21 protein-coding genes are annotated in these 26557 nt (G+C 68.1%); 13 read left to right on the forward strand and 8 right to left on the reverse strand.

Annotated features, from left to right (window positions below; genetic code table 11):
* Positions 1 to 49 precede the first annotated feature (49 nt).
* Both ASF87_RS13225 and dxr read left to right on the forward strand, forming a co-directional pair.
* Positions 50 to 1039 carry an FKBP-type peptidyl-prolyl cis-trans isomerase gene (locus ASF87_RS13225; protein WP_056376579.1) on the forward strand — a complete coding sequence of 330 codons (990 nt, stop codon included), beginning with the start codon at positions 50 to 52 and terminating at the stop codon, positions 1037 to 1039.
* 36 nt (positions 1040 to 1075) lie between these two features.
* Positions 1076 to 2158 carry a 1-deoxy-D-xylulose-5-phosphate reductoisomerase gene (gene dxr / locus ASF87_RS13230; protein ID WP_042541837.1) on the forward strand — a complete coding sequence of 361 codons (1083 nt, stop codon included), beginning with the start codon at positions 1076 to 1078 and terminating at the stop codon, positions 2156 to 2158.
* 95 nt (positions 2159 to 2253) lie between these two features.
* Here dxr and ASF87_RS13235 read toward each other — a convergent pair whose 3' ends face one another.
* From ASF87_RS13235 to ASF87_RS13245, 3 genes are all read right to left on the reverse strand, one after another.
* Complete coding sequence (locus ASF87_RS13235; RefSeq protein WP_056376580.1) at positions 2254 to 3876, reverse strand: Mur ligase family protein; 1623 nt, start codon at positions 3874 to 3876, stop codon at positions 2254 to 2256.
* Between the two features lie 89 nt (positions 3877 to 3965).
* Positions 3966 to 4652, reverse strand: coding sequence for a YcnI family copper-binding membrane protein (locus tag ASF87_RS13240; protein ID WP_056376581.1), 687 nt, complete (start codon positions 4650 to 4652; stop codon positions 3966 to 3968).
* Between the two features lie 89 nt (positions 4653 to 4741).
* Positions 4742 to 5314, reverse strand: a complete 573-nt coding sequence (locus ASF87_RS13245; RefSeq protein ID WP_056376582.1) for a hypothetical protein — start codon at positions 5312 to 5314, stop codon at positions 4742 to 4744.
* A gap of 82 nt (positions 5315 to 5396) precedes the next feature.
* Here ASF87_RS13245 and ASF87_RS13250 point away from each other — a divergent pair, with 82 nt between their 5' ends.
* Positions 5397 to 6713 carry a M50 family metallopeptidase gene (locus ASF87_RS13250; RefSeq protein ID WP_157550110.1) on the forward strand — a complete coding sequence of 439 codons (1317 nt, stop codon included), beginning with the start codon at positions 5397 to 5399 and terminating at the stop codon, positions 6711 to 6713.
* Between the two features lie 59 nt (positions 6714 to 6772).
* On the opposite strand, the gene ASF87_RS13255 is transcribed toward ASF87_RS13250, so the two are convergent.
* On the reverse strand, positions 6773 to 8656 hold the full coding sequence (locus ASF87_RS13255) for a chorismate-binding protein (RefSeq protein WP_056376583.1): 1884 nt from the start codon (positions 8654 to 8656) through the stop codon (positions 6773 to 6775).
* Between the two features lie 251 nt (positions 8657 to 8907).
* On the opposite strand from ASF87_RS13255, the gene ispG reads away from it, so the two are divergent.
* Both ispG and ASF87_RS13265 read left to right on the forward strand, forming a co-directional pair.
* Positions 8908 to 10038 (forward strand): flavodoxin-dependent (E)-4-hydroxy-3-methylbut-2-enyl-diphosphate synthase, encoded by a 1131-nt coding sequence (gene ispG, locus ASF87_RS13260; RefSeq protein WP_042541832.1) that lies wholly within the window; start codon positions 8908 to 8910, stop codon positions 10036 to 10038.
* Between the two features lie 31 nt (positions 10039 to 10069).
* A complete protein-coding gene (locus ASF87_RS13265; protein ID WP_056376584.1) occupies positions 10070 to 10936 on the forward strand; it encodes a hypothetical protein in 867 nt (288 codons plus the stop codon).
* A gap of 6 nt (positions 10937 to 10942) precedes the next feature.
* Here ASF87_RS13265 and ASF87_RS17525 read toward each other — a convergent pair whose 3' ends face one another.
* Complete coding sequence (locus ASF87_RS17525; protein WP_082508921.1) at positions 10943 to 12148, reverse strand: NUDIX domain-containing protein; 1206 nt, start codon at positions 12146 to 12148, stop codon at positions 10943 to 10945.
* A 17-nt stretch (positions 12149 to 12165) separates the two neighbouring features.
* Positions 12166 to 13581, reverse strand: a complete 1416-nt coding sequence (locus tag ASF87_RS13275; protein ID WP_056376585.1) for an RNB domain-containing ribonuclease — start codon at positions 13579 to 13581, stop codon at positions 12166 to 12168.
* A 216-nt stretch (positions 13582 to 13797) separates the two neighbouring features.
* Between ASF87_RS13275 and ASF87_RS13280 the strand changes: the two genes are divergently transcribed.
* Together ASF87_RS13280 and ASF87_RS13285 are read left to right on the forward strand one after the other, a co-directional pair.
* Complete coding sequence (locus ASF87_RS13280; RefSeq protein ID WP_042541829.1) at positions 13798 to 14568, forward strand: isocitrate lyase/PEP mutase family protein; 771 nt, start codon at positions 13798 to 13800, stop codon at positions 14566 to 14568.
* Positions 14569 to 14610: 42 nt separating this feature from the next.
* Entirely contained in the window at positions 14611 to 16368 is a 1758-nt protein-coding gene (locus tag ASF87_RS13285; protein WP_056376586.1) for a proline--tRNA ligase, read from the forward strand.
* Positions 16369 to 16441: 73 nt separating this feature from the next.
* On the opposite strand, the gene ASF87_RS13290 is transcribed toward ASF87_RS13285, so the two are convergent.
* Positions 16442 to 16945: a pyridoxamine 5'-phosphate oxidase family protein gene (locus ASF87_RS13290; protein ID WP_042541827.1), complete on the reverse strand. Its 504-nt coding sequence runs from the start codon at positions 16943 to 16945 to the stop codon at positions 16442 to 16444.
* A 117-nt stretch (positions 16946 to 17062) separates the two neighbouring features.
* Here ASF87_RS13290 and ASF87_RS13295 point away from each other — a divergent pair, with 117 nt between their 5' ends.
* Positions 17063 to 18103: a TIGR00730 family Rossman fold protein gene (locus ASF87_RS13295; protein WP_056376587.1), complete on the forward strand. Its 1041-nt coding sequence runs from the start codon at positions 17063 to 17065 to the stop codon at positions 18101 to 18103.
* Here the strand turns inward: ASF87_RS13295 and ASF87_RS13300 are convergent.
* On the reverse strand, positions 18072 to 19427 hold the full coding sequence (locus ASF87_RS13300; protein WP_082508922.1) for a flavin monoamine oxidase family protein: 1356 nt from the start codon (positions 19425 to 19427) through the stop codon (positions 18072 to 18074). The two genes, ASF87_RS13295 and ASF87_RS13300, sit on opposite strands and share 32 nt — an antisense overlap.
* A 130-nt stretch (positions 19428 to 19557) precedes the next feature.
* On the opposite strand from ASF87_RS13300, the gene nusA reads away from it, so the two are divergent.
* From nusA to ASF87_RS13320, 5 genes are all read left to right on the forward strand, one after another.
* On the forward strand, positions 19558 to 20541 hold the full coding sequence (gene nusA / locus ASF87_RS13305) for a transcription termination factor NusA (protein WP_056376588.1): 984 nt from the start codon (positions 19558 to 19560) through the stop codon (positions 20539 to 20541).
* Between the two features lie 59 nt (positions 20542 to 20600).
* On the forward strand, positions 20601 to 20855 hold the full coding sequence (locus ASF87_RS17530) for a YlxR family protein (RefSeq protein WP_079112655.1): 255 nt from the start codon (positions 20601 to 20603) through the stop codon (positions 20853 to 20855).
* 95 nt (positions 20856 to 20950) lie between these two features.
* Positions 20951 to 23791: a translation initiation factor IF-2 gene (gene infB / locus ASF87_RS13310; RefSeq protein WP_056376589.1), complete on the forward strand. Its 2841-nt coding sequence runs from the start codon at positions 20951 to 20953 to the stop codon at positions 23789 to 23791.
* 71 nt (positions 23792 to 23862) lie between these two features.
* On the forward strand, positions 23863 to 24297 hold the full coding sequence (gene rbfA / locus ASF87_RS13315; protein WP_056376590.1) for a 30S ribosome-binding factor RbfA: 435 nt from the start codon (positions 23863 to 23865) through the stop codon (positions 24295 to 24297).
* Between the two features lie 304 nt (positions 24298 to 24601).
* Positions 24602 to 26557, forward strand: a complete 1956-nt coding sequence (locus tag ASF87_RS13320; RefSeq protein ID WP_157550111.1) for a helix-turn-helix domain-containing protein — start codon at positions 24602 to 24604, stop codon at positions 26555 to 26557.

A 26557-nucleotide genomic window follows, 5' to 3' on the forward strand; every position in this document is an offset into this window, starting at 1 on the left:
GGGCGTGAGGGATGATGGGGTGTCCCGCCCGCGATCCTGAGGTTCAACTGTGCGCAAGCGTCCGCTTATCGTCCTGTCCACCGTCGCCGCGGCGACCCTTCTGCTGGCCGGGTGCTCCGGTGGCGCGACTCCGGAGTCGACCGCCACCCCGGATGCCGGCTCCGAGAGCTCCTGCCTCGCTGACATCGCGTCGGGGGCAGGTTCCGATGCCGTGTCCGTCGAGGGATCCGGCGCAGGTGCCAAGGTCTCCGTACCCGAGGGGACGGATCTCGCCGAGGCCGAGCGTTCGGTCGTGGTCGAGGGCGATGGCGACGACGTCATGCCCGGAGACCTCGTGTCGCTGCGCTACCAGCTGATCGACGCCACGACCAACGAAGTGCTCAGCACCTCGGAGCGCGGGCCCGACGGAGTCCTGTCCGCTCTCCTCGCCGTCCAGCAGCCGCAGCAGATCGTCGATCCGACGCAGTCCACCGTCTTCACCGTCGCGGCGGAGTGCCTCCCGATCGGTTCGAGCGTCGTCCTGACCCTTCCTGCAGCGCAGGAGGGCATGAACCCGAGCGTCCTCTACGTCGAGACGATCGAGCAGCTTCCCACGACGGCTTCCGGCTCCGATGTCGATGCGACCGAGGGCATGCCCGTCGTCGAGCTCGACGACGCCGGCTCTCCCACCATCACGATCCCCGACGCCGACGCCCCCACCGAGACGGAGGTGGCCGTCCTCAAGCAGGGTGACGGTGCCGTCGTCGGAGCGGGCGACCTCGTCACGGTGCAGTACCGCGGTGTGAAGTGGTCGGACGGCTCCGAGTTCGACTCGAGCTGGAGCCGGGACGCAGCGCCATCGCAGTTCCCGACCAGCGGAGTGGTCCCCGGGTTCAAGATGGCCCTCGAAGGCCAGAAGGTCGGGTCGCAGGTGGTCGTCGCCATGCCTCCGAAGGACGGCTATGGTGAGGGCGAGACGAACGACACCGATCTGACCGGAGAGACCCTCGTCTTCGTCGTCGACATCCTCGCGACGACTCCGGTCGAGCAGACGCCGTAACGCAGAGGGGCCGGGGGCTTGCCATAGGCTGGCGGCATGCGTCGCATCATCGTCCTCGGCTCCACCGGCTCCATCGGCACGCAGGCGCTCGACGTCATCCGCGCCAATCCTCGACGTTTCGAACTCGTCGGCCTCGCCGCCGGGACGAACGCCGAGATGCTCGCGGAGCAGGCTGCGAGCTTCCACGTCGACAGCACTGCACTGGGTGCGGCCGAGGCCGAGCAGCTGGTCCGCGATGTCGAAGCCGACGTGGTGCTCAACGCGATCACCGGATCGATCGGACTCGGTTCCACTCTTGCGGCGCTGAAAGCCGGCAGAACCCTCGCTCTCGCGAACAAGGAATCCCTCATCGTCGGTGGTGAGCTGGTTCTCGCTGCGGCCGCCCCTGACCAGATCGTCCCTGTCGACTCGGAGCACTCGGCCCTGGCGCAGGCGCTGCGCAGCGGCACCCACGCCGAGGTGAGGCGCCTGGTGGTGACGGCATCCGGTGGGCCGTTCCGCGGGCGCTCACGCGAGCAGATGCTCGAGGTCACCCCCCAGGAGGCACTCGCGCACCCGACATGGGACATGGGTCGGATGGTCACGACGAACTCCGCGACGCTGGTGAACAAGGGTCTCGAGGTGATCGAGGCGCATCTGCTGTTCGACGTCGCCTACGACGACATAGAGGTCGTCGTGCACCCGCAGTCGATCGTGCACTCGATGGTCGAGTTCATCGACGGCTCGACGATCGCCCAGGCGTCCCCGCCGGACATGCGTCTGCCGATCTCCCTGGGGCTCGACTGGCCGAGTCGCGTCGGCGGGGTCGGACGGCCCCTCGACTGGACCCAGGCGACCTCGTGGACCTTCGAGCCACTCGACGACGTCGCGTTCCCGGCTGTCGACCTCGCCAAGGCCGTGGGCCGTGCGGGCGCGACATTCCCTGCCGTCTACAACGCCGCCAACGAGCAGGCGGTCGATGCCTTCCATGAGGGACGCCTGCCGTTCCTCGGAATCGTCGACACGATCTCGCGCGTGGTCGATGCCCACGAGCCGCCGCAGACGCTGACAGTCGAATCACTCGCCGAGGCCGAGGAGTGGGCGCGCCGCAAGGCTGACGAGCTGATCGCGCGAGCCTGATCCGCGCTCAGGCGGTCCTCCACTCGAGGCGAGAGACGATCGAGGGCCGCCCCGCTGCCGCGCCGCCGCGAACCGCGACGGCACCGGCGCTCGGGTCAGTCCTCTTCGGGGTAGGGGACTGGCCAGTGCGAATCGGGCACCGGCCACCCGGCCGCACGCAGCGCACGTCGCGCCAGCTCGCGGGCCGAATAGGGCGTGCGCACGCCCCGGATGTCGCGATAGTCCTGGTGCCCCGGACCCGCCCACAGGATCGAGTCGCCCTCTCCGACCAGGCCGACCGCTGCCACGATGGCCGCCTCGGGAGGCGAGTACTCGTGGATCTGGGCGTCTGGCCGCGTCGCGCGGGCGCCGGCGACGAGAGTGGCCCTGATCGAATCGGGGTCTTCGAAGCGGGGGTGGTGGTCCGTCACGACGAGGATGTCACTGCCCTCCACGGCAGTGCGCGCCATATCGAAGCGTTTGCTGGCATCGCGGTCGCCGTCGGCGCCGAAGAGCATCAGCACCTTGCCCGGTGTGACGCGGCGGACCGCAGCGAGGGTCTTCTCGAACGCGTCGGGAGAGTGCCCGAAGTCGACGAAGACGACAGGGCCTGTGTCGCCGGAGACGAGTTGGGTGCGACCCGGGAGATGCGCCAGGATGCCGCCGTCACGGTCGAGCCCCGAGGCGATGCGGTCCCATTCGTAGCCGCCTTCGAGCAGCATCACGATCGCGAGAGCGGCGTTCGCCGCCATGTGCGGGCCGATCACGGGAACGGTCGTCGTCAGTCTTCCTGCCGGGCCGGTCAGCGTGAAGGTGGTTCCGGATGCGCGCTCGTCGTCGATCACCACGACCCAGTCCGCGCGGGCCGCGCCCTCGGGATCGGCGGCGATCGAGGGGGTGCCGACGGTGACCACGGGGATCTCCGAGCGCTGCGCGACGGTGGCGCCCGACGGTGAGTCGAGGCATACCACTGCGCGCGTCGCCCGATCCGGTCGGAACAGCGCCAGCTTGGCCTCGAAGTACTCCTCCATGTCGGCGTAGTCGTCGAGGTGGTCATGGCTGAGATTGGTGAAGCCGGCGACGTCGAAGCGGATGCCATCGACGCGGTGACGGGACAGCGCCTGAGCGCTGACTTCGACGGCGACGGCCTCGACGTCGCGCTCGCGCATCAGCGCGAGCAGCGCGTGCATCTCGGAGGCTTCCGGGGTCGTCAGTCTCGAGACGATGACCTCACCGGCGATGTGGCGCTCGGCGGTCGACGAGAGTCCGGTGACGACGCCGAGCTGGCCGAGGATGCCCTCGAGCAGATGCGAGACGCTCGTCTTGCCGTTGGTGCCCGTGGTGGCGAACAGCAGCGGGAGCGGTTCGCCTGCGCCCGTGCTGTAGACCCAGGCGCTCAGCGCACCGAGCACGGCGCGGGGGTCGTCCACGATGAGCACGGGGAGTCCGGCCGGTTCGGCGATGTCGGCGCCGTCCGCGTCGGTGATGATCGCGACGGCACCCTTCTCGGCGGCGGTGGCCGCGAACTCGGCCCCGTGGCGGTTCACACCCCGGATCGCGACGAAGGCCTCGCCGGTGCGGAGGTCGGCGGTGGCGAGGGTGATCCCTGACAGGGTGACACCGTTCACCTCGCCGCGGACGTCTCGTGCGAATCGAGAGGCGAGTTCGGACAGCTCACGCCGGGGCGGGTTCGCGGGGCGGAGCACGGGAGGCAGGCTCGGTTGTTGTTCAATCGACATGTCGCATCAATGATCTCACGGCTCCGAGGAGAACACGGGGTGCGGCACGTCTCCTCGGCCCCATCGAGCCGAGGAGACGCGCCGGGGCGTCACGCCTTGCGGCGGTGCGCCAGTACGGAGACGACGAGTGCGGCGATGCCGGCGACGAGGCCGCCCGCGCCCAGTGCCGTGCCGAGCGCGTTCGCGGAGACCGCATCGTCGTCGGCATCCGAGTTCGCGGTGTCCGCGTCTCCGGCCTCGTCTGCGGCGCCGTGCTCCCCGTGTCCGTCAGCGGACGCGGCGACGACCTCGACGACCGGAGCCGGGGCGTCGAGGCTGTGCGGATCTTCGCCGTCCTCTGCGAGCTGCGTCCATTCGGTGCTGCCCTCGACGCATGTCTGGACGACCGGGAATGCGAGCGAGTCGGGCGTGTCCTCGTCGAGCCCGACAGCCATGCTCACTGCGCCGCGCAGTTCATTGGGCACCGGCGCGATGGCGGTGTAGGTCACGGCGCTGACGAGGCCGTCATCGCCTTTCTCGATGTCGATCGTCCAGTCGCTGTCCATGGTGGGCGCGACCGATGCGAGGCCCTCGGGCATCGTCACCTTCAGCGAGGTGGTCGGCGAGTTCTCGCAGCCGTGGGCGAACGAGAAGGTGAGTACGCCGTGGTCTCCTGCAGTCAGCTCATCCGGGCTGACACTGACGTGGGCGCTGGCCATCGTGGGGAGGGCGAGAGCGAGGATCGTGCCGCCGACGAGTCCTGCGGTGATGTTGCGGCGGGTGGTGGTGGAACGCATGGTGGTACTCCTGTGTGCTGATCTGCGGGCGCGTCGGTGTGCGCGGCATCCGCGGGAAGGTGGAAACGCCTCGGGGAGGCGATACGTGATCAGACGTGCACAGGAGGACCGCGGCGCGAGACCGATACCGAGAAGTCGTTCTCGGTCGGCACTCGGATCGCGAACACCGGGAAGGCGGGACGTTCATGGGTCGGTCGGAACAGGGTGACCGTGCGGCGCAGGCGTGCCTGCACCCAGCCGGCGATCGCTCGCACCGACGACTCGCCGTGACAGACCAGAGCGGTGGTGACGATCGCTGCGATGGCGTGACCGACGATCATGAGCGCATCAGGAGCGGTCGTCGCGACCACCGGGCCCAGGGCGGCGAGGTCGAGATGGTGTTCGTGGCCGCCGAGCGCCGTCGTGCCGGTCGGTGTGCCGAGCAGCTGGAACACGAGGTGGAAGAGCCCCTGACTGACCAGCACCGTCAGAGCGACGCGCGATCTGGAGACCCGGGCGCCGATGAGCAGTGCCGCGAGAGGCACGAGGAGCGCTGCGACGGCGATGACCAAGAGCGGATGCGGGGCGGCTCCGCCCGCGGTGGTGTGCGACGCTGCGGCCACGAGGGTTGCGGCACCGGACGCCGCGGCTGCGCGCAGAAGTCGCAGCTGGCGGGAGGTCACGACACAAGCCTAACCGCGCCGCGTCATCGCCCTGCGCAGCACATGGGGCTTATTCCTAGGCGACGAGCACTAGCTTGGGGGAGTGGAAGCACTGCTCTATCTGGGTGGCATCGTGTTCATGCTGATCGGCCTCGGCCTGTCGATCGGTCTGCACGAGGTCGGCCACCTCCTGCCGGCGAAGCTCTTCGGCGTGCGTGTGGGCCAGTACATGATCGGCTTCGGCCCGAGACTGTGGTCCAAGCGCATCGGCGAGACGGAGTACGGCTTCAAGCTGCTGCCGCTCGGCGGATTCATCTCGATGTCGGGGATGTACCCGGCCTCCACCGCATCGGGCCCGGCGAAGGGCGTCTTCCGTGCTCTCGTGCAGGACGCACGATCGGCGAACGACGAGACGATCGCCGAAGGTGCTGAGGACCGCGTCTTCTACCGTCTCCCCGTATGGAAGCGCGTCGTCGTGATGCTCGGCGGCCCGTTGATGAACCTGATCCTCGCGATCGTGATCTTCACTGTTCTGGTGTCCGGCATCGGAGTGCAGCAGGGGACCACGACCATCGCGTCGGTGAACCAGTGCGTCCTGCCCGCCGGATCGACGGCGACCGAGTGCGAGGCCGACGACCCGGCGACGCCGGCTGCCGAGGCCGGCATCAGGCCCGGCGACGTGCTGGTGTCCGTCGACGATCAGCTCGTGTCGACCTTCGCGCAGGCGACCGCCATCGTGCAGGCCGCTCCAGGAGAGACCCTGGAACTGGTGGTGCTTCGAGACGGTGCCGAGCAGACTCTGAGCATCACTCCGATCGAGGCTGAGCGCACCATCACCGATGCGAGCGGGCAGCCGGTCATCGGCGAGGACGGGCAGCCCGTCGTCCGGGAGGTCGGCTACGTCGGCATGGCGGCGCAGATGGGCTTCGTCCAACAGCCGCTGTCGGCAGGACCCCAGATGGCGGCCGATACCGTCGTGCGCGTGGGGTCGATGATCGTCACCCTCCCGGTGCGGATCTGGGAGACCGGCGTCTCACTGGTCACCGGGTCTGAGCGCGATCCGAACGGGCCGCTGAGCGTCGTGGGGGTCGGACGCATCGCGGGTGAGGTCGCGGCGATCGATGCGCCGATCCTCAACCGCTTCTCCGTGCTTCTCGGGCTTCTCGGATCCCTCAATGTCGCACTGTTCGTGTTCAACCTGATCCCGCTGCTGCCGCTCGACGGAGGGCACGTGGTCGTCGCGCTGTGGGACGGCATCCGCCGCGCCTGGGCGAAGCTGTTCCGGCGACCGCCGCCCCCGCCCGTCGACGCCACCAGGCTCGTGCCGCTGACCGTGGTCGTGGCGACACTGCTCATCGTGATGGGGGCCGTGCTGCTCCTCGCCGATGTCTTCAACCCGGTGAACATCTTCGGCGGCTGAGCCGCCTTCGCGTGGTCGGCTGGCTGGACGGGCGGGTCGCGACGGCATCCGCCTTGGGATCAGGCGAGCGCGTGCGAGACCAGACGCTCGAGAGTGCGGATGCCGTCGCGCGACAGGATCGACTCCAGGTGGCCCTGCACCGATGCGAAGCGCTTGCCGCGAAGCGCGTAGACGTCGCCTGATTCAGGGTCGGCCGACACCTCGACCGTTCCCGTCGACGTCGTGCCGGGGGTCACCCTGGCCGTGAAGGTGTTGTAGAAGCCGATCGAGGCGTCCTCGCCGAACACGGGGACCGACTTCTGCAGCCCCTGATGCGGCGCGGCGAGGGGCGTCAGGGCGATGCCGAGGCGATCGCTGAGGATCTGGTGGCTGAGGCACACGGCGAGCAGCGGCGACCCGGCGTCCACACGTCGCGACACGACCTCGCGCAACCTGGTGATCCGAGAGCTCTCGACGTCGCGGGGGTCGCCGGGTCCCGGGCCGGCGACCACGAGGTCGGCCGCGTCGAGCTCGGCGTCGTCGACGTCGCTCCAGGCGCGGATCGTGACATCGAGTCCGAGGTGGCGCAGTTGGTGAGCGAGCATCGTGGTGAAGCGGTCCTCCGCATCGACGACGATCGCCGAGCGCCCGGCGAAGGGCCCGGTCAGATCGTCACCCTGCGGATTCAGCCAGAAGTCGGCCAGGCGCGCATTGCGCGAGGAGAGGAGCTCAGCGACCGCGGGGTCGTCGGCGAGGGGCAGCCGTTCGCCCGGCGCGTCGGCATCGTCGCGCGCCTCGGCGACGCTGTCGCGATCGATCGCCCCGATGGCGCCGAGCACGCCTGCGGCCTTGCCGTGGGTCTCCGACACCTCGCCGTGCGGGTCCGAGTGGCGCACGAGCGTCGCGCCCACGGGCACACTGAGCGAGCCGTTCTGGAGATACACGGTGCGGATCAGGATCGGTGCGTCGAGGTCGTGCCCTCCGGCGTCGTTCGGAGTGAACAGGGCGGCGACGCCCGAGTAGTAGCCGCGCGGCTTCTTCTCATGGCGACGGATCACCGCGCATGCGTTCTGCATCGGCGAGCCGGTCACGGTCGGCGCGAACATCGTCTCGCGCAGGATGTCGCGGGGGTCGAGCGCACTGCGCCCGCGGAGCATGTACTCGGTGTGGGTGAGGCGCGACATCTCCTTCAGATGCGGGCCGGTGATGCGTCCGCCGTCGGAGCATACGGCGCTCATCATCTTGAGCTCCTCGTCCACCACCATGAAGAGCTCTTCGGTCTCCTTGGTCGAGGAGAGGAAGTCGACGAGCGTCTCTCTCGTGGCTCCCCCCGCAGGATGGCGGAACGTCCCCGAGATGGGATTCATCGTGACGACGCCGCCCCGCGCGACGACGTGCGCCTCAGGACTCGCGCCGACCGCGATGTGCCCGGGTGTCACCACCGCGAAGGTCCAATAAGCGCCTCGTTCGTGCGCGAGAAGAGCCCGGAACCAGGTGAGCGCGGCGGTTCGGTCGTCGACCTCGATCTCGGCGGTGAAGTCGCGACGGATCACGAAGTTCGCGCCTTCACCGCGTCCGATCTCGTCGGCGATCACGGTCTCGACGATCCCTGCGTACTCGTCGTCGGCGATGTCGAAGCCGCCGTCGCTCAGCGGCACGGCATCCGTCGGAAGCTCGGCGAGCAGCGCAGACGTGGGCAGGTGGAGGTGCTCATCGACCACGATGCAGCGCAGGGGCGCGCCGTCATCCTGGGCGACGAAGCCGCGCTCGCGCACCTGCCGGTAGGGCACCATGGTGAAGATCTCGCGGGGGATGCCGTCTATCGACAGCGGGATGTCAGCCAGCAGTTCGACATCGACGACCTCGCCGGTGAGCAGCTCGACGGTGTCGGCGCCGTCTCGGGCGATCAGCACGAACGACGCCGCGGGATCTGCGGTGAGCTCGGAAAGACGTGAGAGGGTCATCGGTGTCTCCTGTGCATGGCTCCGGCTCGGCTCAACGAAAAGACCGCCCCGGAGGCGGTCTGGATTCGTGGGAACGCGAACACACCGCCTAAGAGGCGGGCCACCAGGTGAAGTTCGCGAGCATGGGCTGAAAACTATCACACCGCGCACCGCCGCCCCGGCCGTGTGACGCGCGTCTTCGCCGTGCGGCATCCAGCCTGCGTGCATGCAGGCGGCGTAGGCTGGGGGTTGTGCCAGCAGTGAATCTTGGGATGCCGAAGATCCCCGAAGTCCTCGCCCCGCGCCGCAAGTCTCGCCAGATCAAGGTGGGCAAGGTGCTCGTCGGCGGCGACGCCCCCGTCACCGTCCAGTCCATGACGACGACGAAGACGACGGACATCAACGCGACTCTCCAGCAGATCGCGGAGCTGACCGCATCCGGATGCGAGATCGTCCGCGTCGCCGTCCCGCATCAGGACGACGCCGACGCGCTGAAGATCATCGCGATGAAGAGCCAGATTCCCGTCATCGCCGACATCCACTTCCAGCCGCGCTACATCTACACCGCCATCGACGCGGGCTGCGGTGCAGTTCGGGTGAACCCGGGCAACATCCGTGAGTTCGACGGCAACGTCGGCAAGATCGCCGAGGCCGCCAAGGCTGCGGGCGTCTCGCTGCGCATCGGTGTCAATGCGGGCTCGCTCGACCGCCGCATTCTGACCAAGTACGGCAAGGCGACCGCTGAGGCCCTCGTCGAGAGCGCCGTCTGGGAGGCTTCGCTGTTCGAGGAGCACGACTTCCACGACTTCAAGATCTCGGTCAAGCACAACGACCCGATCGTGATGGTGAAGGCCTACCGTCAGCTCGCCGAGCGGGGCGACTGGCCGCTGCACCTCGGTGTGACCGAGGCGGGCCCCGCGTTCCAGGGCACGATCAAGAGCGCCACGGCATTCGGCATCCTGCTCGGTGAGGGCATCGGAGACACCATCCGTGTGTCTCTGTCAGCGCCGCCGGCTGAAGAGGTGAAGGTCGGTCACCAGATCCTGCAGTCCCTGAACCTCCGCGAGCGCAAGCTCGAGATCGTCTCGTGCCCCTCGTGCGGACGCGCCCAGGTCGACGTGTACACGCTCGCCGAGAACGTCACCGAGGGGCTCAAGGACATGACCGTCCCGCTGCGAGTGGCCGTCATGGGCTGCGTCGTGAACGGCCCGGGCGAGGCGCGTGAGGCTGACCTCGGTGTCGCATCCGGTAACGGCAAGGGCCAGATCTTCGTCAAGGGCGAGGTCATCAAGACCGTGCCGGAAGCCGACATCGTCGCGACTCTGATCGAAGAGGCCAACCGCATCGCCGCTGAGATGGGGCCTGAGGCGCCGCTCGGCACCGCGCAGGTCGTCACGGCCTGACCGACCCCGTCGATCCGACATGAGGAGTTCCATGCCGTCGTCCACGATCGTGTCCTTCGCCGGAGGCGACCTCAGAGGGTCGAGCACTGTCTCGCGGGTCGAGACATCATCGCGGGGAACGATCGTCGTGGTCGACGCGACCCCGTTCCACCCGGTCGACCACACCTGGCCGGACCAGCCAGGAGACACAGGCGAGCTCTCTGCCGAAGGGAACGTCGTCCGTGTCGCCGAGGCCGTGATGGCCGCCGTGTCGGACGAGGGCCAGTTCGCGGTCGGAGCCGACATCCCGGTCAAGCGCGGCGTCGAAGGATGGACGTGGCTCGCCGGTCACCCGATCGACGGCGACGCTCCATCCTGGCTGGTCGAGGGGGCACGCGTCGAGTTGTCGGTCGACGCCCCACGACGGGCAGGCCTCAGCCGCGGCCACACCGCGTGCCACCTGGCGTCGTTGGCGTTGGACATCGCTCTCGCCGATCTGTGGCGCAAGGATCCCGGTGCGGATGCCCTGGGCAACCCGAACTTCGAGGCCAGGGCGAACCAGTCCAGCCGCATCCATGAAGACGGCGCGGTCGACGAGTACCGCCTCGGCAAGAGCCTGCGCAGGTCCGGATTCGACACAGAGACCTTCGTGGCGACGCTCGGAGAGCGGGAAACGGCGATCAACGCGCAGCTGGCCACGTGGGTCTCCTCCGGTGCGGCGAGCCGCGTGGCGCCCGAAGGCCCGGCGATCGTGGATCGTCGCAGCTGGCACTGCGAACTCCCGGAGGGCGCCGCAGAGATCCTCTGCGGCGGAACGCACGTGGAGTCTCTCTCCGAGTTCGTCTCGATCTCGGTCTCGCTCGACCTGACGGATCCGCAGCTGCTGGTGATGACCACGAAGGCCGTTCCCGCGGTCTGAGTCCGCTCAGCGAACGAAGCCGGACTGCACTCGACCGCCGGCGCGCTCGAGCTCATCCGAGACGCGGGCCGCGAAGGTCGTGTAGTCGCTCTCGAGCAGAGGGACGGTCAAGCGGTCCGCTCTCTCGACGCTCAGCTCGCGGAGGCGTCGCGGCAACCATTTGCCCGTCCCTATCCACCGCCCCTCGGTGAGCAGCATGAGCTCTGCGATCCGCTCGAACACGACGGATGCCTCCACACGCTGCTCGAGAGGGTCTGTCGCGTCCGCCAGATCGTCGAGCACATCGGTGATGACGTAGCGACGGAACGCGGACTCACTCGCGCTGAGCGATGGCCCTGAGTCGAGCACGCTCCGCCACTGCTGGCGGAGTGATGCCAGTCGGCCATCGTCTCTGATCGCGGTGCCGTCGACCAGCATGTGCACCGTCACCGGTCGATGCTGCGCGATGCCTCGTGCCGCCCACTCGTCGAACCCCGTCGGCGTGTATGCGAAGACCTCGAAGATCTCGCCCTCGAACTCGTGCGTCGAGGCTTCGCTCGTCTGCCCTTCGACATCGAAGAGCCGATCGCCGACCAGCAGCAGGTCGATGTCGCTCGTCGCGGTGCGGTCGCCGCGTGCTGTGCTTCCGGCCACGATGGCCACGCCGGCGCCGGGAAAGCGCGCGGTGACGAATCGTGCTGCGACGGCGAAGTGGTCCACCCCGACAGTGCGATCTTCAGCCTTCTCGACGATCGGGGTCGCGGCGGGAGCCCGGGCGAGGTCGACCGCATCTCCGAGGATTCGGTCGATGGCTCGATCACGTCGCAACGCTGCGATCTCGTCGAGCGCGAACCACCTTGTCTCGGCCAGTTCTCCGTCGGCGAAGACCAGGGGTGAGCCATCCGGGATCGAGCAGAGGAACGCGGTCGTGACGTAGCTGACGACGTCGTGGTTGGCGTATCGGACGAGGAGCTCCTCGCCGCCGTACGCTCCGACGAGACCATCGATGCCGACACGGATCCCGAGCTCTTCGCGCACCTCGCGCAGCACGGCATCCTTCGGATCCTCACCGGGTTCGACCCCGCCGCCGACCAGACCCCACTCCGACGAGTCCACCCGCCGACACAGCAGGAAGCGGTCATCTCGCCGGATGACGGCAGTGACCGCGGGGAGCAGCAGGAGATCGTGACCGATGCGTTCGCGGATCCCGCTGACGTAGGGCGATGTGGGCATGGAGCAGAGCCTAGGGGTCAGATCGCGAACTCGATCTCGCCTCGGGCGACGTCGGTGCTGACGAGGCGCAAGGAGACACGTCCGCCGGGCACCGTGCCGGCGGGTACAGGGGCGGACGCGGTCACAGCAGGGTCGGCGAGCTGGACCGTCGCGCGCTCACCGCGTATCTCGATCACGGTCGCCTCGACCGTCCGGCCCACGAAAGGCGTGAGCAGTGCGGCTTCGACGCAGTTGATCGTCGCCGAGTCGAGTCTGGACGCGCGTTGCCCGGAGCTCTGCATCAGCGCAGGGAGGTCGGGCAGCGACTCGCGAACCCAGCCGGGCACGTCCCGGTCTTCCGACACGGCGAGGCAGATCTCGAGAGACCAGCGATCGACGAGTCGACGTAGGGGAGCGGTCGCGTGGGCGTAGGGCGCCGCAATCGCAGCCTGTTGTGCGTCGCTCGGGGCGGAGCCGTCGAAAGTCACGTAGCCGGCGCCGCGGAACAGGGTCGCGGCTGCCTCGAGAACGGGCAGGGTCATCGGGTCGGCGCGATCCAGGTCACGCAGATAGTCGCCGTATCGTCCCGTCGTCCACGGTCGTCCGAGAGCCTCGGTCTGATGGCGGAACGCGTCGAAGGCCTTCTCGTCGGGCTGCGGCATGGTTCGAAGGATGCCGGTGCCGGCGTCCAGCATCAGCGACGCCGCCGCCATACCGGTCATGAGGGAGAGCTGGGCGTTCCACTCCTCGACGGGAAGAGGATGGCGGCGCTCGATCGCGTAGCTGCCATCGGCCGCTCTGGTCACCTCCTCGTCCGGGAGGTTCAGGCTCGCGCCGCCGCGGATCTTCTCCTGCTCGATCCGCAATGCGCCGATCTCCGGCAACAGCGCCGCGGGACCGCCTTCGCCGCTGTCGAGTGCGGCCTGGGCGCTGACGTAGTCCAGTTGGGCGCGGGAACGGACCAGCGCCCGCTCCAGGCGGAAGTCCGTGACGGTGCCCGAGGAGTCGAGCGCGAACGTCCAGACCAGGGCAGGGCGATCCACATCGGCCAGGAGCGATGCGCGGTCCTCGCTGAGGATCTTCGGATGCAGGGGAATCGTCCCGTCCGCGGCGTACAGTGTCTGGCCGCGGCGCCGAGCCTCCGTGTCGACCTCTCCGCCGGGCGCAACGAACCCCGGGACGTCGGCGATCGCGTAGCGGACTGCGAAGCCGGAGCCATCGCGTTCGAGGTGGAACGCCTGGTCGAGGTCACGTGACCCGAGCGGATCGAGGGTCGCGAAGGGGATGTCGCGCAGATCGAGCTCGGGAGTCGCCGCTTTCGTGGCCTCAGCTTCGGCGACGACAGCGGCGGGGAAGTCCGTGGGCGCGTCGAGGGACTCTCTCAGCGCGGCGAGCGCTGCGGCGAGCTCGGTCTGCGCGGCTGACGGGGCAACGTGCGATCGGCGCTGAGGCATGCCCCCACACTATGACGCCGCGGACGAGACAGCCGTCGCCCCCGAGCCGGGTTGCCCGGAACTCCTCAGAGGGCCGGCGGCTGGCTGTCTTGAGCAGCGGTGGAGGCGCACACGGGAGAGGAGGCGGAGTGTCCGCGATGCGCTGCGACCCCTCGGAACCTGTGATTCGCGTGTCCGTCCGACCCAGACCGGAATACTGGGCGTTAGCGTGGGGGTATGACCACTGCTGCGAAGGCCAAGACCCTGATCGGACTCTATGAAGCCCCGGAGATCCTCCGCGTCGTGAATGTGTGGGACGTCGTGTCAGCCCGCGCTGTCGCGAAGCTTCCCGAGACGAAGGCGATCGCGACTGCCGGTCACGGCATCGCCGCCTCGTTCGGTTTCGAGGACGGCACGATCTCCCGAGACATCATGATCGACATGGTGGGTCGCATCGCGGCCTCCGTCTCGGTCCCGGTGACCGCCGACCTCGATGACGGATACGGCGACGCAGGGGAGACCACTCGCCTGGCGATCGGCGCGGGCGTGGTCGGAGCAAACATCGAAGACCGCCTCAAGCCGTTCGACGAATCCGTCGCCGCAGTCGAGGCCATCGTCAAGGCAGCGGAGGCCGAGGGCGTGCCGTTCGCGCTCAACGCGCGCACCGATGCCTTCGTCCGCGCCGGCCACCGCCCTGTCGCGGAAAGCGTCGCGGATGCGATCCAGCGCGGCCGGGCGTTCCTCGATGCCGGAGCCACCGCGGTGTTCGTGCCCGGAATGCTCGACGCCAACATCACCCGCCAGCTCGTCGAGGGTCTCGGTGAAGGCAAGCTCAGCGTGATCGGGCTCCCTGGAACCCTCGCCGCCTCGGAGTACGAGAAGCTTGGCGTCGCCCGCATCTCGTACGGACCGCTCCCGCAGCGTGTGGCGCTCACCGCTGTTCAGGAACTTGCCGCCAGCCTGTATGCGGGCGGCGTGATCCCGAACGGCCTCCCTGCGCTCAACTGACGCGGCGCGAAACGGGTGACCACCGGTCAGTAGACTTGCCCGGTGGTCACTCGTCTATCGAACTTCTTCCTCCGCACGCTCCGTGAAGACCCTGCAGGCGCAGAGGTCGCGAGCCACAGGCTGCTGATCCGGGCCGGATACATCCGACCGCAGGCCGCCGGTATCTTCGCGTGGCTCCCGCTCGGACTACGCGTGAAGGCCAAGATCGAGACCGTCGTCCGCGAGGAGATGGCCGCCGCAGGTGCGCAGGAAGTGCATTTTCCGGCTCTGATGCCTCGCGAGTCGTACGAGGCGACGGGACGTTGGGAGGAATACGGCGACCTGCTGTTCCGCCTCCAGGACCGTAAGGGCGGGGATTACCTGCTCGCACCGACCCATGAAGAGGCGTTCACGCTCCTCGTCAAGGACCTCTACTCGTCGTACAAGGATCTGCCTCTCACGATCTACCAGATCCAGGACAAGTATCGCGATGAGGCACGCCCGCGTGCCGGCCTGCTCCGCGGTCGCGAGTTCACGATGAAGGACGCCTACTCGTTCGATTCCTCGGATGCCGGACTCGATGTGAGCTATCAGGCACAGCGCGATGCGTACGAGCGGATCTTCCAGCGCCTCGGTCTCGAGTACGTGATCGTCCAGGCGGATGCCGGGGCGATGGGCGGTTCCCGCAGCGAGGAGTTCCTTCACCCGACCCCCGTGGGTGAGGACACGTTCGTGCGGAGCGCCGGCGGCTACGCCGCCAATGTCGAGGCGTTCACGACGGCGGTGCCCGACGCCGTCGCCTTCGATGCCAACGCATCCCCTGTCATCTTCGATTCGCCGAACACGCCGACGATCGAGACGCTCGTCGCCCACGCGAACGAGCACCTCGAGGGCGACTACTCCGCTGCCGACACCCTCAAGAACGTCGTGTTGGCACTGACTCACCTCGACGGAACGCGCGAGCTGGTCGTCGTGGGCATTCCGGGTGACCGCGAGGTCGACGAGAAGCGCGCGGAGGTCGCGTTCGCGCCCGCCGAGGTCGAGACCGCCACGGCGGACGACTTCGAGAACAACCCGCTGCTCGTGAAGGGCTACATCGGGCCCTGGTCGCCCACCGGCGCTGTGCTCGGCGAAGAGTCGGCGACCGGCATCCGCTACCTGGTCGATCCCCGCGTGAGCGAGGGCACCAGCTGGATCACCGGCGCGAATGTCGACCAGAAGCACGCGCATTCGGTCGTCGCCGGTCGGGACTTCTTCTCGGATGGGATCATCGAGATCGCGAACGTCAGGGCGGGCGACCCCGCTCCCGACGGTTCCGGACCCGTGGAACTGGCTCGCGGCATGGAGATCGGCCACGTGTTCCAGCTCGGCCGCAAGTACGCCGAGGCCCTCGGCCTCAAGGTGCTGAACGAGAACGGCAAGCTCGTCACGGTCACGATGGGTTCGTACGGAATCGGCATCACGCGCATCCTCGCGATCATCGCCGAGCTGCACAACGACGAGAAGGGTCTCATCTGGCCGGCATCCGTCGCGCCGTTCGATGTGCAGGTCGTCGCGGCCGGCCGCGATCAGGTGGGGTTCGACGTGGCGACCGAGCTCTCGGCGCAACTCGAGTCTGCGGGCCTCGACGTTCTCTACGACGACCGTCCGAAGGTGTCGCCCGGAGTGAAGTTCGGTGACGCGGAGCTCGTCGGCGTGCCGAAGATCGTCATCGTCGGCCGTGGTGCTGCCGACGGCCGGGTCGAGCTGTGGGATCGCAGCACCGGTGACCGCGAAGCGGTGTCGGTCGAAGAGGCCGTGCAGCAGCTGTCCCGGCGCTGAGCGCGGACGGAGAATGCCGCGCACCTCATCCGAGGTGCGCGGCATTTCCGTCTGTCCGGGGGCGAGCCGTCGGTCAGCAGACGATGCGACCGTGATTCATGATGTCGTCGTCGGGCGTGTCCTTGGTGACGAGTGCCTTGAGCGCCCCGGCCGCCATCGCGATCTTGCCCTTGGCAGGCTCCCAGAACTCGGTCACCGTCGGCGTCACCTTCAGAAGTGCGATGCCGGGGGTGTCGAGTCCGTCTTCGAACCAGATGTCGAGCGAGGGCGAGTAGAGCTCCTCCATCTTCGCGCGGTCGTGCACCACGGACGCGTTCCCGGCCACCGAGACATATCGCATGCCCTTGGCATCGCAATACGAGAGGCCGACCTGATGGTGGGCTCGTGCTTCTTCCACCTTCTCCGTGTCTTCCGCGGTGAAGAACCAGATGTCTCCGGCATCGTCCATCTGCCTGGTCGACATCGGTCTGCTCACCAGGTTGCCGTCGTCGTCCGTCGTCGTCAGCATCGTGAAGTCGATGTCCTCGACGAGCTCGGTCACGCGTGCGAGTGCTTCCGGTCCAGTGATCTCAGTCATGCCGACACTGTGCCTCGGATGACGTCCGTGCGCACGGGTATTGACACCGCGCGATGAGGATGATCACAGCGGCGTTGCGTAGACCCGGCCGACACGCCCTCGTGACAGGCTGAGGGCATGACCGACGAACCGCTGCCGGAATCGCTGAGCGCCGAGATCAACAACGTCCTCGACGAAGCCGGGGTGAAGACCGACCGCAGGCTGGTCATGCGCATGATGCGCACCGCAGTGCTGCTGGGTGAGGACGACACCGACCGTCTCGACCTCAAGATCGCCTCCGCCGCTCTCGCCGAGATGCGAGACGCCTTCCGGCTGTTCGCTCCGTTCGAGGGCGTGCCCAAGGTCACGGTCTTCGGTTCGGCTCGGACCCGGCACGATGATCCGCTCTACGTGCAGGCCCGTGACGTCGCCGCCGCTCTGGCAGCGGATGGGTGGATGGTCGTCACCGGGGCAGGCCCGGGGATCATGCAGGCTGCGGCGGAGGGGGCAGGCCCGGCGCTCTCACTCGGGGTGTCGATCAGGCTTCCGTTCGAAGAGAAGGCCAACAGCCTGATCGCGGCGAGCGAGCACGTGGTGGCGATGAAGTACTTCTTCACCCGCAAGCTGATGCTCATCAAGGAGTCCAGCGGCTTCATCTGCCTGCCTGGCGGGTTCGGCACGCTCGACGAGATGTTCGAGCTGCTCACGCTGCAGCAGACGGGCAAGGCCGAGCCGACGCCGATCGTCCTGCTCGACGAGCCAGGCGGCACCTTCTGGAACGGTCTCAAGCGGTTCATCGACGAAGATCTGGCGCCCACGGGCGTGATCTCCGAGGGCGACTTCGACCGCGTCGTCATCACCGACTCCGTCGAGTCGGCCGCCTCCGTGATCGCAGGGTTCTGGCGCAACTACGACTCACTGCGGTGGTTCGGAGACACCCTGGTGCTCCGCCTCCGAGCCGAGCCGTCTGATGCCGAGGTGGGGCAGCTCAACGAGCAGTTCGCCGGGATGCTGGCGAGCGGACGTATCGAGAGGACTGCTCCGCGGTCGCCCGAGGTCGCCGACGATGACGTGCTGCATCTTCCGCGACTGGCCCTGCACCTCGATCAGCGTCAGGTCGGCAGTCTGTTCCGCCTGATCGGCGCGATCAACTCGCTGGAGTCCGCTCCCGCGCTCTGATCCCAGCGGCGAACCGGGCGAGATCCACGGAGCCGCCGAGGATCCTCTCGGCCGCGCGGTGGCCCGAATAGAAGGCCGCCCCCACTGTCGCCGGCTCGTCTCCCCACGTCGCCTCGCCGGCGAAATGCAGCACCGCGTCGACCGGTCCCGCGAGCTCGTCGTGGTCGTGGTGCGACGACCCGACCGCGAGATGCGAGTACGAGCCGTTCGAGAACGCGTCGTGCCCCCAACGGGTGACCCAGTGAGCGGTGGGTTCGCCGACGGCATCGGGGTAGAGGTCGCGAAGAGCGCGCACGACATCCGCGACGATCTCGTCGTCGGACAGCTCCTGCATCCGGCGGCCGAACGGACCGGCCGCGAAAGTCAGCAGGGTGGGAAGTCCGCTGACGGCTGACACGTCGTACCAGGAGTGCCAGTGCTCGCCGGCCTCGCCGAGTGCCCGCAGCACGTAGCTGTCCTCGTTCCAGAAGCGCTCCGGGAACTGGATGAAGATCTTGTTGAAGACCCCCATGCCCAGTCGTTCGATCGGCCCGGCGACAGCCTCCGGCAGGGGAGGGGTGAAGTCGATCGACCCCGCCTTGAGCACGCCGAGCGGCACGGTGACCAGGGCGCTTCGTGCGGAGAACTCTCCGTTCTCGGTCGACACCGTGACTCCGGCATCCGTGCGCGCGATCCGGGTGACCGCCTGGCTCAGGCGGATGTCGAGTCCGGCGGCGATGCGCCTCGGGAGCTCGTCGTACCCGCGGGGGAAGATGACCTCATCTCCGTCGATCGCGTCCTCGTCGAGCCCGTGCGCGTCGAGGTCGCCGATCCACGCTCCGCACTGCTCCTCGACGCGATGGCGGAAGAACTCCCGGATCTCGTCGATGCGCTCAGGATCGAAGCCGGTGCGGTCGAGCGCGCGCTCGGTGACATCGAGATAGGTGTCGCCGGGGGAGGAACGTTCGATCTCGTCGACCAGCAGGCGATCGGCCTCCTCGACCTCGGCGACCCACTGGGACGTGCGGGCGGCATCCATCGGCCTGCCGTCGCCGTCGAAGTTCTCGATCGGCCGCCCTCCGGCCTGGAAACTGCCGACGGTGTATTCGAGCGTCGGAATCTCGAGAGCCTGCACGAGATCCCACAGCGCGGAGCCCTCGATGCCGTGCACCCACGACGCGCCGAGATCGACGGGGAATCCTGCGGTGCGATCGGTGTGCATCCGGCCGCCGATGCGATCCCTCGCCTCGAGGACGATGACGTCCGCTCCGGCATCGGCGAGCATGCGAGCCGCCGTCACCCCGGACATCCCCGCCCCGATCACGATGGTGTCGTACGTCGTCACTGAGTCCTCCTGCACGCTGGGCACCGCATCGGTGCAGCCGCCTCGTGGCGACCGGCGGTGGGCACAGGGTATCGTGGTACGGATGTCGCGCGTGCACACCCGCGCGACGAGAGCTGAATAGGGAGTCGTCATGGATATCGAACTGAGTCTGCTGCGTGGGATCGAGAAGGAGAAGGCGATCCCCTTCGACGAGCTGGTCTCGATCATCGAGCAGGCCATCCTGACCGCCTACTCCAAGCATGTCTCCGCAGAGGGCGCCACACCCGAGGGTGTCCGCGTCGAGCTCGATCGTCGGACCGGGCACGTCGCCGTGCTGCAGGTCGTCAAGGACGAACAGGGCGCGATCATCGGGGAAGAGGATGCCACGCCGGATGACTTCGGCCGGATCGCCGCCTTCGCCGCGAAGCAGGTCATCAGCCAGCGTCTGCGCGACATCGCGGACGACGTGGTGCTCGGCGACTTCAAGGACAAGGAAGGCGACATCGTCGCCGGCGTGATCCAGCAGGGGCCGAACCCTCGCATGATCCACGTCGACCTCGGAGCTGTCGAGGCGATCCTTCCTCCCGAGGAGCAGGTGCCGGGCGAGGAGTACACCCACGGCTCGCGTCTGCGCGTGTATGTGACGAGCGTCGCGAAGGGCCTCAAGGGGCCGCAGATCACCGTCTCGCGCACACATCCCGGGCTCGTTCGCAAGCTCTTCGCACTCGAGGTGCCCGAGATCGCCGCAGGTCTCGTCGAGATCGTCTCGCTGGCCCGCGAGGCCGGACACCGCACCAAGATCGCCGTCCGCGCCAACGACCCGGCGATCAACGCCAAGGGTGCCTGCATCGGTGAGATGGGGCGTCGCGTGCGCGCCGTCACCGAGGAGCTCGCAGGCGAGAAGATCGACATCGTCGATCACGATCCGGAGCTCGCCGCCTTCGTCGCGAACGCCCTCTCGCCGGCCAAGGTGACCAGCGCGTTCATCCTCGATGCGAACACCAGGGCCGTGCGTGCACTGGTGCCCGACTATCAGCTCTCCCTCGCCATCGGCAAGGAGGGTCAGAACGCTCGTCTGGCTGCGAAGCTCACCGGCGCGAAGATCGACATCCAGCCCGACAGCGTCCTGGACTGACCGCTCGTCACGTCCGACTCGCGCCCGTCGCGCGAGTCGGACGGGAACACAGGTGTAAGATGGAACCCGTACGAACGTGCGTCGGCTGTCGCACGCGTGCTCCCCGCGCCGCTCTTCTCAGAGTGGTGTCCCAAGACGACATCCTCATCATCGATGAGCGAAGCGTCCTGCCAGGGCGAGGCGCGTGGGTGCATCCGACACCGGAATGCATGGATGCCGCTCTGCGGCGCCGAGCTTTCGGCCGAGCACTTCGCGCATCCGGCAATCTGGATACGCGGATCATCGAACAATACCCACCAAGAAACAAAGGCTGAACGGCTATGGAAACAAAGTGAACGGCTCGAAATGAGACCCGTCCGCGACTAGTGGTCTGCCCTGTCTGGGTGGACCGACCCCAGACAGGAGAATTGTGGCTGGTAAACCACGCGTACACGAGATCGCCGCCGAACTCGGCGTCGACAGCAAGATCGCACTTGCAAAGCTCAAGGAACTCGGAGAGTTCGTCAAGAGCCCCTCTTCGACCATCGAACCGCCGGTGGCGCGCAAGCTTCGCGCTGCCATCGAGTCGGACGCCTCGCTGAAGGCATCCGCTGACACGGCTCCCGCTGCGGCCAAGCCCGGTGCCGCCAAGCCCGGTGCCGCCAAGCCCGGTGCGGCCAAGACCGGTGCTGCGACGCCCGGTGCTGCAACGCCCGGTGCCGCGAAGCCCGGTGCCGCCAAGACGGGTGGACCGACTCCCGGGCCCAAGCCCGGACCCAAGCCGGCCCCCGCGCCGGAAGAGCCCGTTGCCGCTCCGGCTCCTGAGGCTCCCGCCCCGGCCGCTGAAGCTCCGGCCGAGCCTGCTGCTTCGGCCGAGGGTACGTCCGGATCCGCTGCGCCCAAGTCGAACGACGGCGGCGCACCGAAGCCCGGCGCACCGCGTCCGGGCAACAACCCGTTCTCGTCGGCGCAGGGCATGGGCCAGCGTCCGGCAGGTCCTCGTCCCGGCAACAACCCCTTCGCCTCGGCGCAGGGCATGGGCCAGCGGCCGAGCCCGACTCCCGGCAACATCCCGCGTCCGCAGGCTCCGCGCCCCGGTGCCCCGCGTCCCGGTGCGCCTCGTCCCGGTTCTCCCCGTCCCGGCGCTCCGCGCGGCGGTCAGGGTGGTCGTCCCGGTGGTGCACCGTTCCAGCAGCGTCCCGGCGGCCCCGGTCGTCCCGGCGGTGCCGGTGGACCCGGTGCCGGTCCCGGTGCTCGTCCCGGCGGTGGGTTCGCAGGTCGCCCCGGTGGGGGCGGCGGTCGCGGCCGTGGTCCTGGTGGAGGTACCGCAGGTGCCTTCGGCAAGGGCGGCGGCAAGAGCAAGCAGCGCAAGTCGCGGCGGGCGAAGCGGCAAGAGTTCGAGATGCGGAGCGCCCCGGTCGTCGGTGGCGTCAACGTCACCCGCGGCAACGGGGAGATCATCCGCATGCGCCGTGGTGCGTCGATCGCGGACTTCGCCGACAAGATCGAGACGCTGACCGGCTACACGGTTCAGCCCGGAACCCTCGTGACGATCCTCTTCAACCTCGGCGAGATGGCCACGGCCACCGAGTCGCTTGATGAGGCGACGTTCGAGGTGCTCGGCGAGGAGCTCGGATACAAGATCCAGATGGTCTCGCCCGAGGACGAGGACAAGGAGCTCCTCGAGGGCTTCGGTCTGAACCTCGAGCAGGAGCTGGAGGAGGAGAGCGAGGACGACCTCGAGATCCGTCCTCCCGTGGTCACGGTCATGGGCCACGTCGATCACGGTAAGACCCGGCTGCTCGACGCGATCCGCCAGACCAACGTCATCGACGGCGAGGCCGGCGGCATCACGCAGCACATCGGTGCCTACCAGGTGTGGACGGAGCACGAGGGCATCGAGCGTGCCATCACCTTCATCGACACCCCGGGTCACGAGGCGTTCACCGCCATGCGTGCTCGTGGAGCGCAGGTCACGGACCTCGCGATCCTCGTGGTCGCAGCCGACGACGGCATCATGCCCCAGACGGTCGAGGCGCTGAACCACGCCCAGGCGGCGAACGTGCCGATCGTGGTCGCGGTGAACAAGGTAGACAAGCCCGACGCCAACCCGGCCAAGGTGCGTCAGCAGCTCACCGAGTACGGTCTGGTCGCAGAGGAGTATGGCGGAGACGTCATGTTCGTCGACGTCTCGGCTCGGGCGAACACCGGAATCCAGGAACTCCTGGACGCGGTGCTGCTCACCGCCGACGCGGGTCTCGACCTCACGGCCAACCCGAACAAGGCCGCTCGCGGTGTCGCCATCGAGGCGAAGCTCGACAAGGGCCGCGGCTCCATCGCCACGGTGCTGATCCAGTCCGGAACACTTCGGATCGGTGACGCGATCGTCGCAGGAACGGCTTATGGCCGTGTGCGTGCGATGGCAGACGAGAACGGCGAGCAGGTCCTCGAGGCCTACCCGTCGCGTCCGGTGCAGGTGCAGGGTCTGAACTCGGTGCCGCGTGCAGGCGATGTCTTCATCGTCACCGAAGAAGACCGCATGGCCCGTCAGATCGCTGAGAAGCGTGAAGCAGTCGAGCGCAACGCCCAGCTGGCCAAGGCCCGCAAGCGCATCTCGCTCGAGGACTTCACCCGTGCTCTCGAAGAGGGCAAGGTCGAGTCGCTCAACCTCATCATCAAGGGTGACGTCTCCGGTGCCGTCGAGGCACTCGAGGAGTCGCTGCTCAAGATCGAGGTCGATGACTCGGTGCAGCTCCGCATCATCCACCGCGGTGTCGGTGCGATCACGGAGTCCGACGTCAACCTCGCGACGATCGACAACGCGATCATCGTGGGCTTCAACGTCCGCCCCGACACGAAGGCGCGCGAGCGCGCTCAGCGTGAGGGTGTGGACATCCGGTTCTACTCGGTGATCTACAACGCGATCGACGAGGTCGAGAGCTCGCTCAAGGGCATGCTCAAGCCGGAGTACGAAGAGGTCCAGTCGGGTGTCGCCGAGATCCGCGAGGTGTTCCGCTCCTCGAAGTTCGGCAACATCGCCGGTGTCATCGTGCGATCGGGAACGATCACGCGAAACGCCAAGGCTCGCGTCATCCGAGACGGTGTGGTCATCGCAGATGGCCTGGCCATCGAGTCGCTGCGTCGCTTCAAGGACGACGTCACCGAGGTGCGTACGGACTACGAGGCCGGTATCGGCCTCGGCAAGTTCAATGACATCCAGATCGGTGACGAGATCGAGACGACGGAACTGATCGAGAAGCCTCGCGGCTGATCAAGTTCGATATCTTCGGGCGAGGGTGCGTGATGCATCCTCGCCCGAAGAGTACGTAGAGGGAGAGAACAATGGCTGGTGAACGACAGGCCCGTCTGGCTGATCGGATTCGAGTGATCCTTGCGGAGCGGCTCGAGAAGGGGTTGCGAGACCCGCGCCTCGGCTTCGTCACGATCACGGATGTCCGTGTCACGGGTGACCTGCAGCACGCCTCGGTGTTCTACACGGTGCTCGGTACCGAAGAGGAGCGCCTCTCCAGCGGGGAGGCTCTGACCTCCGCCACTGGCATGCTGCGCAGCGAGGTCGGCAAGCAGCTCAGCACGCGCCTCGTGCCGACGCTCGAGTTCATCCCCGATGCGCTGCCGGAGAACGCCGATCACATCTCGGCTCTCCTCCGTGAAGCGCAGCAGCGCGACGCCGAAGTGGCGAAGCTCGCATCGTCCGCGTCGCACGCGGGCGACGCGGATCCGTACCTCCGCGACGAAGAAGACGACACGAAGTCCTGAATATCGGCGCCCTCTTCGGGGCGTCGGAGTGTCTTGATAACCTCAGCTCAACGGGTGATCGCCCGCGGGGACTGGGGGGTTCGGCATCGTTTTTACGCGCGCGCACGGGGCGGCCTCGGTCGCACCCGCGGTCGTCGAGGCGATCCTCGACGACCTTCTCGAGCATGATCTGAGCTGCGCGCCGCATGTCGCAGCGCGACTCGCGTTCGAGCTGTCGGAGGATTCGCAGACGATCCTGGCGGTCGCGGCACGACTCGACGCTGCTCAGCGGCACGGTCTCAGGGCGCTCCCGTCGCCGCTGCCGATGGTGCCATCCGTCGAGGCGCTGTTCGCTCAGCTGGAGCTCGACGACCGCGACCGTGAGATCCTCGTCGCCGTGTCTCTGCGGCTCGACGACAGGCTCGACCCACTGGTGGATTTCGCGGGACGGTCCGCCGCAGAACTCGTCGGCGGTCCGCTCGGAGCGCTTCTCGAGATCCACGCGGGCCGAGTCCGTCTCGCCGACCCCCGGTTGGCGATCTGGTTGCGTGCGACGACGGCGTCTTCCTCGGCCGCCGCGGTGCACTCGAGACTGCACCGACTCTTCGACGCGCGCGGCGAGCGGGTCGATGCCGACTGGCACGGCGCTCGAGCGGCGATGCACGGCGAACCGGCGACCGCGGGGGAGCTGACGCGCATCGCCAGGGAGCATTCGGAAGCGGGACTGAGCGAGCGGGCCTTCCACCTCGCGGCAGAAGCAGCCGCGCACTCGAGCGGGATCGAGCGGGATGAGGCCACTCTCGTCGCCGGTGTCGCGGCCATCGCCGCGGGCTACGCGGTCGACGCGGCGAGACGACTGGGGAGTCTGTTTCCCGGCGGTGACGAGCTCTATCGCCTGCAGGGTCTCGGCGGGTTGCTCGTCGCCGAGGCGCATCTCCGTGGGGGCGTGCCCGAGGTCGACACGAGCGTCATCCAGCCGCGCGTCGATGACGCCGACCAGTGGTATTCGTGGGCGCGGGCCTCGGCGTTCGCGGCGATGCTGTGCGCCGAACGGGGCGACCGCCGGGGAATGCGTCCGTGGCTCGAGGCTCTCAGAAAGGCGAGCGCGCGCGTCGGGGCCGATCGAGAACTCCGAGACCCGGTCGTCGCGCTCGCATGGCTGGTGATCGGCGACGGCGACGGAGACGACGTGAGCGGCGCAGGCCCACTCACCGGAAGCTTGTTCCGCGCCCTGCGAGCGGCTGTCGACGGAGACGTCGACAGGGGCCTCAGCCTGCTCGCCGCGGGCGATTCGGCGGTCGGGGTCGAGGTCGACCCGTTCGTCGCGGGCTTCGAGCTCAGTCCACTGGTCGCGGCGTATCGAGCGGTCGTCGAAGTCCTGCTCCTGATGTGGCGGGGAGACATCGGCGCTGCGCGCGACCGGATGCTGCATGCCGCGCTCGAGCTGCCCGTCGCTGTGCCGTTCGCCGGACTCGGCGTCGTCGTCGCTCGACGGCTCGACCTGGCGGTTCTCGGTCACCTCGGGCCGTTCGCCAAGGCTCTCACTGCCGCACTTCCCGCGCCTCCGCGCATCGATCAGCTCGTGGATCGAGGCATCGAGGCGTTCCTGGCGGGCAACTCGGCCGAGGCTGCGGCGTGCATGCGGCTCTGGCGCGACCGCGGCGCTCCGCAGCCGACGCTGTCTGTTCCGGGACTCGAGGAGGCGATCGTCGTCACGCATGGTGCATCGTGGCATCCGCATCGGATCGAGCCGCCCGAGATCGGTCTCGCCCAGCGACTGCGGGTGCAGATCACCAGCTGTTCGGATGACGAATGGCGTGTCGAGCGTCCGCTCGTCGTCGCAGCGGCACGCACTCTGACCTCGCCGTTCTCGCGCGGGCGAGTCGAGGCGATGATCGGCACCAGATCGCTGATCAAGGGTGACATCGCCATCGGCAGAGAGCACCTGGCGATGGCGCGGAACCTCCTCGAGGTCTCCGGCGCGACCGCCTGGGCGAGGGCGGTCGCCGTGCGCCTGGAGCGGGTGGAGGTCAACGACGGCGCGGCGACCGGAGATCCGCTCTCATCGTGCCGCCGAGTCTGGGCATCGATGCTCACCGCTCGAGAGCTGGAGGTCGCGATGCTGGTGGTCGGTGGTGCCCCGAACCGCGACATCGCCGACTCGCTCCACGTGTCGGTGCGCACGGTCGAGGTTCATCTGGGCAGGGTCTTCGCGAAGCTCGAGGTCAGGACCCGCGTCGAGCTGACGGTGCTCGCCCATCGGATCGGGCAGTTCGTCTGA

This window comes from Microbacterium sp. Leaf161 (genome assembly GCF_001423645.1).
Lineage (GTDB): Bacteria > Actinomycetota > Actinomycetes > Actinomycetales > Microbacteriaceae > Microbacterium > Microbacterium forte.